At 75.2% G+C, this 8,342-nt stretch carries 9 protein-coding genes; 5 read left to right on the top strand and 4 right to left on the bottom strand.

The window, feature by feature from the left end; translation table 11 throughout:
• Together ACFQ3T_RS14730 and ACFQ3T_RS14725 are read right to left on the bottom strand one after the other, a co-directional pair.
• On the bottom strand, positions 1-147 hold a 147-nt coding region (locus ACFQ3T_RS14730; protein ID WP_380723814.1), incomplete at its 3' end, for an SDR family NAD(P)-dependent oxidoreductase.
• A 63-nt stretch (positions 148-210) separates the two neighbouring features.
• Positions 211-996 (bottom strand): carbon-nitrogen hydrolase family protein, encoded by a 786-nt coding sequence (locus ACFQ3T_RS14725; RefSeq protein ID WP_380723812.1) that lies wholly within the window; start codon positions 994-996, stop codon positions 211-213.
• A 138-nt stretch (positions 997-1,134) separates the two neighbouring features.
• Between ACFQ3T_RS14725 and ACFQ3T_RS14720 the strand changes: the two genes are divergently transcribed.
• From ACFQ3T_RS14720 to ACFQ3T_RS14700, 5 genes are all read left to right on the top strand, one after another.
• Complete coding sequence (locus tag ACFQ3T_RS14720) at positions 1,135-3,126, top strand: UvrD-helicase domain-containing protein (RefSeq protein ID WP_380723811.1); 1,992 nt, start codon at positions 1,135-1,137, stop codon at positions 3,124-3,126.
• 67 nt (positions 3,127-3,193) lie between these two features.
• On the top strand, positions 3,194-3,538 hold the full coding sequence (locus ACFQ3T_RS14715; RefSeq protein WP_380723810.1) for a lycopene cyclase domain-containing protein: 345 nt from the start codon (positions 3,194-3,196) through the stop codon (positions 3,536-3,538).
• Positions 3,520-3,834, top strand: coding sequence for a lycopene cyclase domain-containing protein (locus ACFQ3T_RS14710; protein ID WP_380723809.1), 315 nt, complete (start codon positions 3,520-3,522; stop codon positions 3,832-3,834). The genes ACFQ3T_RS14715 and ACFQ3T_RS14710 overlap by 19 nt, the downstream gene beginning before the upstream one ends.
• Positions 3,834-4,532 carry a class I SAM-dependent methyltransferase gene (locus ACFQ3T_RS14705; protein WP_380723808.1) on the top strand — a complete coding sequence of 233 codons (699 nt, stop codon included), beginning with the start codon at positions 3,834-3,836 and terminating at the stop codon, positions 4,530-4,532. The genes ACFQ3T_RS14710 and ACFQ3T_RS14705 overlap by 1 nt, the downstream gene beginning before the upstream one ends.
• Entirely contained in the window at positions 4,529-6,070 is a 1,542-nt protein-coding gene (locus tag ACFQ3T_RS14700; RefSeq protein WP_380723807.1) for an FAD-dependent oxidoreductase, read from the top strand. The genes ACFQ3T_RS14705 and ACFQ3T_RS14700 overlap by 4 nt, the downstream gene beginning before the upstream one ends.
• Here the strand turns inward: ACFQ3T_RS14700 and ACFQ3T_RS14695 are convergent.
• Both ACFQ3T_RS14695 and ACFQ3T_RS14690 read right to left on the bottom strand, forming a co-directional pair.
• Entirely contained in the window at positions 6,037-6,993 is a 957-nt protein-coding gene (locus ACFQ3T_RS14695) for a DUF5914 domain-containing protein (RefSeq protein WP_380723806.1), read from the bottom strand. The genes ACFQ3T_RS14700 and ACFQ3T_RS14695 overlap by 34 nt on opposite strands.
• A gap of 357 nt (positions 6,994-7,350) precedes the next feature.
• Complete coding sequence (locus ACFQ3T_RS14690) at positions 7,351-8,337, bottom strand: LLM class flavin-dependent oxidoreductase (RefSeq protein ID WP_380723805.1); 987 nt, start codon at positions 8,335-8,337, stop codon at positions 7,351-7,353.
• Positions 8,338-8,342 lie beyond the last annotated feature (5 nt).

Below are 8,342 nucleotides of genomic sequence, written 5' to 3'. Positions count from 1 at the left end.
CACGGCGGCGGCGACCACCTCCGGCGCGCCCTCGACGTCGTTCACGACGACCCGCGCGCCCTCGGACGCCGCGTGGCGCGCGTACGCCTCGCCCAGCCCGCGGCCCGCGCCGGTCACGATCACGGCCTTGCCGTCCAGCACGCCCATCGCGCAAGCCCTCCGTGTGGTGCGGGTCCAGTCGGTGCCGGGTCCAGTCGGTGCGGGTCGCGGTCAGCCGGTCCGGCCGAGGTAGCCGTTCCGGGCGTCGTCCGCCCGCAGCCGGTCGACCTCGGCCCGTTCCAGAGCGGCCACGACGACCCGCGGGCCCGTCCCGGCCTCGGCGATCCGCCGGCCGTCCGGGTGCCACACCCCGCTGCCGCCGCACGAACGCCAGCCGGGGCCCGCGCCCGCCAGGTTCGCGACCAACGCGTACATCCGGTGGTCCATCGCGCGGGCGGCCGGGTGGACGTCGAGCCGCCGCTCCTGCCCCTCGGTGTACAACGCGGACACGGCGTAGACGTCGGCGCCGCGCTCGGCCGCCGCGCGCGCGTGCTCGGGCACGGCGGCGTCGTAGCAGACCGCGAGCGCGACCCGCCAGCCGTCGACCGCCAGCGGCGGCGCGGACGCGCCCGGCTCGAACAGGTCGCGCTCGGCCCGGTGCAGGTAGCGCTTGCCGACCACGTCGACCGCGCCGTCCGGCGACAGCGCCACCGATGCCAGCAGCCGCCCGCCGTCCGGCGCGAGCCACGGCGCGCCGACCACGGTGGTGACGCCGCGCGCCCGGCTCGCCTCGCGGACGACGTCCAGCCGGGGGTCCTCGGCGGTGACCCAGGACGCCCGCTCGTCGAGCCGGGCGAGGTCGTAGCCGGTCAGCGACAACTGGGGGAACAGCAACAACCGCGCGCCGTCGTCCGCCGCCGCGGCGACCAGCTGGGCCGCGCGGCGCGCGTTCTCGGCGACGTCACCGGGGACGGGCGCGTGCTGCGCGACCGCGACCACCAACCTGTCCGATTCCACGCGGGGGATCATCGCACGCCGAGTGGCGGCGCGGAGTTGTTACCGACAAAAGCGCGGAGAAATGTGGTACACATGAAGGTTGACATCGCCGATGAATGGCGGAGATAAGACAGGTTCAGTGTATCACAGGGGGCAAGCGTGACAACCGGGGAATTGTCCGTCGAACGTGCTCGGATCGCGTTCCTGCACGACCGGCTCGACCGCGAACGGGCCGCCGCCCAGGCCGCGCTGGACGCCGCCCTGCGCGACGGCCACGAACCGCGCTGGCACCGGGAAGTGGCCGTGCGGACACTGTCCGAGCAGGTCAGCCGCCTGAAGGTGGCGGACGGGGGCTTGTGCTTCGGCCGCATCGACACGGCGGACGGGCGGGTCTACGTCGGCCGGGTCGGTTTGTTCGACACCGAGCACGACTACGAGCCGTTGTTGACGGACTGGCGCGCGCCGGCGGCCCGGCCGTTCTACACGGCGACCGCCGCGAACCCGGAGGGGGTGACGCTCCGGCGCCATTTCCACACCCGGGGCCGGCGCCTGGAGAGCTTCCACGACGACGAACTCCAGCTCACCTCGAAAGCGCTCCTGGCGGCATTGGAGGCACCGCGGTCCAAGACGATGCGGGACATCGTCTCCACGATCCAGGCCGAGCAGGACGAGGTGATCCGCCTGCCGCACCGGGGCGTGCTGGTGATCGAGGGCGGACCGGGCACGGGCAAGACGGCCGTGGCCCTGCACCGCGTCGCGTACCTGCTGTACGCGCAGCGCGAGCGGCTGTCCCGCCACGGCGTCCTGGTGGTCGGCCCGAACCCCGGTTTCCTGCGGTACATCGGCGAGGTGCTGCCGTCGCTCGGCGAGACCGACGTCGTGTTCGCCACGCCGGGCGAGCTGTTCCCCGGCGTCCGCACCGACCGCGAGGACACGCCGGAACTCCAATCCCTCAAGGGAGGCCTGGCCGCCGTCGACCTGGTCCGCGAGGCCGTCGCCGACCGGCAGGAGCTGCCCGTCGACCCGATCCCGGTCGAGCTGGAGGACGTCACCGTGCCGCTCACCGCGGAGATCGCCGCCGCGGCGCGGGACCGCGCGCGCCAGGCCGGGCTGCGCCACAACGAGGCCCAGCCGGTGTTCCACCGGGCACTGGTCGACGCGCTGGTCGCGCCCGCGTTGGAGCTGATCGGCGAGGACTGGCCCGAGCTGGCCGCCGACGTGCGCCGCGAGCTGTCCGGCAACGCCGACGTGCGCGCGGCGGTCGCCGAGCTGTGGCCGGTGCTGACCCCGCGGACGCTGCTGGCGGACCTGTACGCGGGCCGGTGCTTCGCGCTCGGCTACCCGGAGCTGCACCGCGACGACCCGCGCGCGTGGACGGTCTCCGACGTGCCGCTGCTGGACGAGGCCGCCGAGCTGCTGGGCACGACCGGCGAGGCGGAGCGGCGGGCGGAGGAGGAACGCCGGCGCGCCGTCGAGTACGCGCAGGGCGTGCTGCACGTCATCGACACCGACCAGGCCATGTACGAGGAGGAGCTGCGGGCCGTCGACCTGGTGGACGCGGAGTGGCTGGCCGACCGCCACACCGCCGTCGACCACCGGGTGCTCGCCGAGCGGGCCGCCGCCGACCGGGAGTGGACCTACGGGCACGTCGTGGTGGACGAGGCGCAGGAGCTCTCGCCGATGGACTGGCGGGTGCTGGCGCGGCGCAGCCCGAACCGCTCGATGACCGTCGTCGGCGACCTGGCGCAGCGGCAGGCGGAGGCGGGGGCGCGCGACTGGGCGGCGGTGCTCGGCCCGCTCGCGCGCGACCGGTGGGCGTACCGCCGGCTGACGGTCAACTACCGCACGCCCGCCGGGATCATGGCCTACGCCGCCGCGGCGCTGGCCGAGGTCGACCCGACCGCCGTCGTGCCGACGTCCGTGCGGCAGGGGGAGCCGCCGCTGGAGGTCACCGGCGCGGACCCGGAGTCGTTCCGGCCGGCCACCGGCACGTTCGCGGTGATCGGCCCGCACGGACCGCTCACACCGCGTGCCGCCAAGGGGTTGGAGTTCGACACGGTCGTGGTGGTCGACCCCGAACGGATGACCCCGGCGGAGCGGTACGTGGCCCTGACCCGCGCCACGCGACGGCTGGTCGTCCTGCGCACCTGACGCCTCCCCGCCGCTTGTCGTGCGGACGGCCGGCGCCCGCCCTACGGTGAGTCGCGGGAGGTTGTCCATGGACGATCGGTGGGAGTACCTGTCGGTGCTCGTCGGCTGCCTGGTCCTCACCGCACCGCTGGAGTACCTGGGCGCCGGCGTGTACCGGCGGTTCGACGCGGTGGTCCGCGCGGTGTTCCCGGTGCTCGTCGTCTTCGGCGCATGGGACCTCGTGGCGATCGCGCGGGGGCACTGGACGTTCAGCGAGCGGTTCACCCTGGGGCTCGTGCTGCCCGGCGGCATGCCCGTGGAGGAGGCGTTGTTCTTCCTGGTGATCCCGTTGTGCGCGCTGCTGACGTACGAGGCGGTGCGCGCCCTGGTGGCGGCCCGGTCGGAGGACGCGCGGTGGGTCCGGAATACCTGATCGCGGCCGTGGTGTCGGTGGTCCTCACGGTCGCGCTGGAACTCGGCCTGCTGCGCACCGGCCTGTTCCGCCGCCCCGCCTACTGGCTGACGCTGGCGATCGTCTTCGCGTTCCAGGTGCCGGTCGACGGCTGGCTGACCAAGCTGAGCGCGCCCGTCGTCCACTACGCGCCCGCGGCGATCAGCGGGGTGCGGGTGCCGTGGGACATCCCGGTCGAGGACTTCCTCTTCGGCTTCTCCCTGATCACCCTGACCCTGCTGCTGTGGGAACGGGCCCGCACCCGGAAGGCGGTCTGATGGCGAGGTTGGCGGTGGAGGCGGTGCCCGACGCGTTCGACGTGGCGGCGCCCGGCTACGACCTGCTGGTCGGCGCGAACCCCGGCTACCACCGGGAACTCCGCCGGTCGGCCACCGCCCTCGCCCTCCCGGACGACGGCGCCGGACGACGGCTGCTCGACCTGGGGTGCGGCACGGGCGCGTCCACGGCGGCGGTGCTGGCGGTGGCCCCGCGGGCGGAGATCGTCGGCGTGGACGCGTCACGGGGGATGCTCGACCAGGCCCGGCGCAAGGCGTGGCCGGAGAACGTGTCGTTCGTGCACGCCAGGGTGGAGGACCTCGTGGCCGAGGGGCCGTTCGACGGGATCTTCGCCGCCTACCTGATCCGCAACCTCGGCGACCCCGACCCGGTGCTCGCCACCGTCCGCGGGCTGCTCGAACCCGGCGGCCGGTTCGTGGCGCACGAGTACTCGGTGCGCGACTCGCCGCTCGCCGCCGCGCTGTGGACGGCCGTGTGCTGGACGGTGATCATCCCGGGTGGCGTGGTGGTGACCGGGTCGCCGAAGCTCTACACCTACCTGTGGCGCAGCGTGCTGGCCTTCGACGGCGCCCGCGCGTTGCGGGGTCGGTTGCGCCGCAACGGGTTCCGCCGCGTCCGCGTCCTGCCCGCCGCCGGGTGGCAGCGGGGGATCGTGCACACGTTCGTGGGGTGCGCGTGAGGCGCGACCGGAAGGCCGTGCGCACGCCGGGGCCGGTCGGCCGCCCCACCTGCGACCGGGACGTGGTCGTCGTCGGCGGCGGGATCGCCGGGCTGGCCGCCGCCACCGTCCTGGCCGAGCGCGGCGCGCGGGTCGTGCTGTGCGAGCGCGAGGACCACCTCGGCGGACGCGTCGGTGGCTGGGGGACCACCCTGGCCGACGGCAGCCGGGCCACGATGACCAGGGGCTTCCACGCGTTCTTCCGGCAGTACTACAACCTGCGGTCGCTGCTCGCCCGGATCGACCCGGACGGCGCGGCGCTGACCGGGCTGCCGGACTACCCGCTGTGGCACGCGGGCGGTCACCGCGAGGGCTTCGCCGGGCTGCCGCGCTCGGCGCCGTGGAACGCGGCCGCGTTCCTGGCGCGCAGCCCCGCGTTCGAGTGGCGCGACCTGGCGTCCGTGGACACGCGGGCCGCCCTGCCGCTGCTGGACGTGTCCGTGCCCCGCACGTACGAGGAGCTGGACTGGCTGGACGCCGCCGGGTACCTCGACCGGGTCCGGTTCCCGCGCGCCGCGCACGCGCTGGCGTTCGAGGTGTTCTCGCGCAGCTTCTTCGCCCACCCCGGCCGGATGTCCGCCGCCGAGCTCGCGACCATGTTCCACATCTACTTCCTCGGGTCCAGCGAGGGCCTGCTGTTCGACGTGGCCGCCGACCCGTTCCCCGTGGCGTTGTGGGAGCCGCTGGCCCGCTACCTGACCGCCCGGAACGCCACCATCCGCACCGGCGCGCCGGTGCTGCGCGTCGACCGGGGCGAGCGGTTCACCGTGCACCTGCCGGACGCGGTGCTGGAGGCGGACGCCGTGGTCCTCGCGCTGGACGTCGCCGGCCTGCGCCGGGTCGTCGCCGACTCGGGGTTGGGCACGGCCGCGTGGCGGGAGGACATCGGGGGCCTGGAGACCGCGCCGCCGTTCCTGGTGTCCCGCTACTGGCTGGACCGCCCGGTCCGCCCCGACCGGCCCGGTTTCCTCGGCACCACCGGCTACGACCTGCTGGACAACGTCTCCGTGCTCGACCGCTACGAGCGCGAGGCCCGCGAGTGGGCCGCCCGCACCGGCGGCTCGGTGGTCGAGCTGCACGGGTACGCGCTCCCGGCCGACGTGGACCCGGACGCCGCGCGGACCCGGCTGCTCGACCAGCTGCGCGTCGTCTACCCGGAGACCCGGGACGCGCGGGTCGTGGACTCGCGGCACGAGCTGCGGGCGGACTGCCCGCTGTTCCCGCCGGGCGGGTTCGCCCGACGCCCCACCGTGCGGACCCCGGTGGACGGCCTGGTGCTGGCGGGCGACCTGGTGCGGGTCGACCTGCCGGTCGCGTTGATGGAACGCGCCGCCACCACCGGGTTCGCCGCCGCCAACCACCTGCTGGCCGGCTGGGGCGTGGCGGGCGTCGACCTGTGGACCGTGCCGACCGCCGGGCGCGGTCCCGTGCTGCGCGCCCTGGCGCGCCGGTTCGGCCGCAACCCCTACGTCGACCGGCCGGTGGCGCGCAGCGCGTAGCGGCGCTCGGCGTACGCCAGGTCGTCCCGCCACAGGCGTGCGGCGGCCCACCTCATCAGCGGTCGCAGCGCGGGTGCGGCCGGGCGGGCCAGGGCGAAGCCGCGCCGGTCGGAGTGGGCGATGGTCGCCTCGATGACCGCGGTGCGCGCCGGTGACGTCGTCAACGGCGTCGCGTGGGTCTCCACCACGCTGCCCTCGCCCTCGCCGTCCACGATGCGCATCACGACCGTGCGCGCCTCGGGGCACCTGAACTCGGCGGTCACCGGGACGCCGATCCGGCCGGCGACCTTGAACGTCACCTCGACCACGAACCGGTCGTCCTCCTCCGTGGGCGTGCCGCGCACGGCCAGGTTGGCGAACGAGTACGGGTGGAACCACGCGCCGTGCCACGGGTCCAGCCGGTTCGCCACGACGTCCTCGGGTTCGCAGCGGCCGACGGCGGTCGCCACCGCGTCGACGCCGCCGGCGGGGCGGGCGGGCAGGACCGGCTCGGGCAGCGGTTCCTCGCCGCCGACGTCGTCCAGCCGCACCCACACCAGCACGCCGTCGTCGTGCGCGGGGTACGGGTTCCACGTGCCGAACCGGCGCGAGCCGAGCGCCAGACCGTGCCAGCGGCACACCAGCTCGCCGCGGTGCACGGCGGCGTCGCACAGCGGCGCGCCCATGTGCGGGCACGCGCCGTCACCGGCCGACACCGCGCCGTCGGGCCCGCGCCACACCACCACCTCGCGGCCGCCGATCACCCGTCCGAACGGGCGGGACGACGTGACCTCGCGGCCGGCCGCGACCACGAACCAGTTGCCGGACGGGCGCGCCGAGGCCCGCTTGACCGCCGCCTCGATCAGCGCCGGCTGCGCCTCCCGCCACGTCGGCTCCTGCTCGGGCCAGGGCTTGGCGGTGAACCGGCGCAACGGGATGCGCATCGACGACCTCCACCTGTGGACACCGTCACCCAGGGTGACAGCCCACCCCGGGTGTCGCCACCGGACCGGTCCCGGCGGACGTCGGCGTGCAGGGTCAGCCGGTCGTCGGCGGTCCCGGGGTGGGCGGCATCGGCGGCTCGGGACCCGGCGGCTCGGGCACCGGGTCGGGGACGGGCACGGGGCGGGGCGAGGGCGGTTGCGGTTGGACCATGACGTACCTCCTCCTCGGCGTGGGCTACCCAGGACGGGACGTGGGCATTCGGAGACCGGGTTCGCCCACCTCAGCGGCCCGGTCGGGCCGGAACCCGTGCCGGATCACGGCGCCGCCCGGTCACGCTGCCCGGCCACGCTGCCCGGTCACGGCCTCAGCTTGGGCAGGACCTCCCGGCCGAACAGCCGGATCGTGTCGAGCACCGCCTCGTGCGGCAGGCCGCCGATGTCCACCATGACCAGCTGCGCGTCCAGGCCCAGCAGCTCGGTCAGCCCGTTGAGCCGCTCGGTCACCTCCGCCGGGTCGCCGCACACGGCCGCGCCCTCCATCAACGCGTCGACGTCCACGTCGCCGTCGCCGCGCCACGGGTCGGCGAACTCGGCGTACGCGGCGAGGTGGGGCCGCCACGTGACCCGCGCCTCGGCGGCCGTGGGCGCGACGAACACGTGGCTGGGCAGCGCGACCCGTCCACCGCCGCCCATGGCGGTGCGGTAGCGCTCCACCACCTCCCGGTGCGTGCCCGGGTCGCGCAGGGTGCTGGGCAGCATCAGCGGCAGGTCGAGCTCGACGGCCAGGTCGGCCGACACCGCCGAGCCGCTGCCGATCCACACCAGCGGACGGGGCCGCTGCACGGGCCGGGGCGTCGTGGTCACGTCCACGAGCGGGCTGCGGTAGCGGCCTTCCCACGTCACGTGCGGCTCTTCCAGCAGGCGCAGCAGGAGGCGCAGGTTCTCGTCGAACCGGGCCCGCAGGTCGTCCTGCACGCCGAACGCCGCGTCCGTGCGCTGCGACACCCCGCGCGCCACGATCAGCTCCGCCCGCCCGCGGGACAGTACGTCGAGCGTCGCCAGCTCCTCCGCCACCCGCACCGGGTCGTGGTGCGCCAGCAGCGTCACGCCGGTGGACAGCCGCAGGGTCGACGTCCTCGCCGCGATCGTGGCCAGCAGCAGTTCCGGCGCGGACACGATGTAGCGGGTGAAGTGGTGCTCGCCGATCGCCACCCCGGTGAAGCCCGACTCCTCGGCCACGACCGCCTGCTCCACGACGGCCCGCAGCCGCTCCGCCTCGCTCACCGAGTGACCGGTGCGCGGGTCGGGCAGGTGGTCGCCCAGGATCAGCAGGTACACGTCCATCGGAC

Origin of the sequence: Saccharothrix hoggarensis (assembly GCF_042678885.1) — a bacterium.
Classification (GTDB): Bacteria; Actinomycetota; Actinomycetes; order Mycobacteriales; family Pseudonocardiaceae; genus Actinosynnema; species Actinosynnema hoggarensis.
This window is presented reverse-complemented; position numbering and strand designations above follow the sequence as displayed.

Bases quoted from the DNA above. Each gene is read 5' to 3' on its own strand.
- ACFQ3T_RS14715 (WP_380723810.1), top strand. From the start codon at position 3,194: ATGGACGATCGGTGGGAGTACCTGTCGGTGCTCGTCGGCTGCCTGGTC.
- ACFQ3T_RS14705 (WP_380723808.1), top strand. From the start codon at position 3,834: ATGGCGAGGTTGGCGGTGGAGGCGGTGCCCGACGCGTTCGACGTGGCG.
- ACFQ3T_RS14695 (WP_380723806.1), bottom strand. From the start codon at position 6,993: ATGCGCATCCCGTTGCGCCGGTTCACCGCCAAGCCCTGGCCCGAGCAG.
- ACFQ3T_RS14690 (WP_380723805.1), bottom strand. From the start codon at position 8,337: ATGGACGTGTACCTGCTGATCCTGGGCGACCACCTGCCCGACCCGCGC.